The organism is Sandarakinorhabdus sp. (genome assembly GCF_031422795.1).
Taxonomy (GTDB): Bacteria; Pseudomonadota; Alphaproteobacteria; order Sphingomonadales; family Sphingomonadaceae; genus Sandarakinorhabdus.
The window spans coordinates 1-1,639 of sequence record NZ_JANPML010000146.1 but is presented as its reverse complement, the minus strand read 5'-3'; the positions used below and the strand labels follow the sequence as shown (position 1 = coordinate 1,639).

The 1,639-nt window shown below is 66.3% G+C and carries 2 protein-coding genes; both read left to right on the top strand.

Going from position 1 to position 1,639, the window contains the following annotated elements:
• Positions 1 to 127 precede the first annotated feature (127 nt).
• Positions 128 to 1,129 carry a 4-hydroxythreonine-4-phosphate dehydrogenase PdxA gene (gene pdxA, locus RMO81_RS05405; RefSeq protein WP_310474740.1) on the top strand — a complete coding sequence of 334 codons (1,002 nt, stop codon included), beginning with the start codon at positions 128 to 130 and terminating at the stop codon, positions 1,127 to 1,129.
• The coding region (locus RMO81_RS05400) for an rRNA adenine dimethyltransferase family protein (protein WP_310474739.1) at positions 1,126 to 1,639 on the top strand (514 nt) is incomplete at its 3' end. The genes pdxA and RMO81_RS05400, both read left to right, overlap by 4 nt.

The following is a 1,639-nucleotide window of genomic DNA, read 5'->3' as shown; positions in this document are numbered from 1 at the left end:
CGCAGGTGCAGGCCAAGGCGCCCAATTTCGAGGAAATCTTTGCCCAGATGAACGATGAGCGCGTCAACATGCGCGCCCGCCGCTATCTGCGCGATCTGCGGCGCGACGCGATCGTCGATTATCGCTGATGGCGGCGCTGCCTGCTCCCTTGGCGGTGTCCATCGGCGATCCGGCCGGCATCGGCCCGGAAATCATCGCTGGGGCCTGGGAACGACGTGTCGAATCCGGGCTGCCGCCCTTCCTCGCCATTGGCGACGCGCGTTCGATCCGGGCCGTGTGGGATGGGCCGATTGCCGTGCTGTCCGATCCGGCGGCGGCCGCAGCAGCGTTCGATACGGCACTTCCGCTGATCCAGGTTGATGATCCGGGCGAAATCGTGCCCGGCGAACCCAATCTGCCCGGTGCGCGCTGCGCACTCGATAGCCTGGAACTGGCCGCCGGCATCACCCGGCAAGGCATGACATCGGCGCTGGTCACGGGCCCGGTATCGAAAGCGCAATTGTTCGCCATTGGATTTACCTATCCGGGGCAAACAGAATTCGTCGCCGAACGCTGCGGGATTTCGCCGGCCAATGCCGTGATGATGCTGGCCGGGCCGTCCTTGCGCACCATTCCGCTTACCGTGCATGTGCCGCTGGTTGATGTGCCGCGGCTGATCACCTGCGATCTGATCGTGGCGCGCGCGCGCATCGCTGCGCGGGCACTGATCCGCGATTTTGGCATCGAAACGCCGCGCCTGGCCATCGCGGGCCTGAACCCGCACGCCGGCGAAAATGGCACGCTGGGCCGCGAGGAAGTGGATATCATCCGCCCCGCCATCGAAATCCTGCGCGCCGAAGGCCTGGATGTGATCGGGCCCCTGCCCGCCGACACCATGTTCCACGGCCCGGCCCGCGCCCGTTATGATGTGGCGCTGTGCATGTATCATGATCAGGCGCTGATCCCTTTAAAGGCGCTGCATTTCGATGCGGGCGTCAACATCACACTCGGCCTGCCGATCGTGCGCACGTCGCCGGATCATGGCACCGCCTTCGATATCGCCGGCAAGCATCTGGCCACGCCCAGCGCCATGATCGCCGCCATCCGCATGGCCGGCGAATGTGCGGCCCGCCGCCTGGGCGGTGCATGAGCCCAAAATCTGGCCTGCCTGATCTGCCGCCACTGCGCGAGGTCATCGCCCGGCATGGCCTCAATGCCAAGAAATCGCTCGGCCAGAATTTCCTCACTGATACCAATCTGCTCGATCGCATCGCCCGCATCCCCGGCCTGGGGCCAGAATCGCGCGTTTATGAAGTCGGCCCCGGCCCCGGCGGTCTGACCCGCGCGCTGCTGCGCACCGGCGCGCAGGTTTTTGCCGTGGAACGCGATGATCGGGCGCTACCGGCGCTGGCCGAACTGGCGCTTGCCGCCGATGGCCGGCTCACGGTGGTGGGCGGCGACGCCATGGCGGTCGATCCGCGCGCCCTGGCCGGCGACGGCGCGCATATCGTCGCCAATCTACCCTACAACATCGGCACCGCGCTGTTTACCGGCTGGCTGGAAAGCACCCAATGGCCGCCGTGGTGGGCCAGCCTCACCTTGATGTTCCAGAAGGAAGTTGCCCAGCGCATCATCGCTGCCCCGGGCAGCGATGCCTATG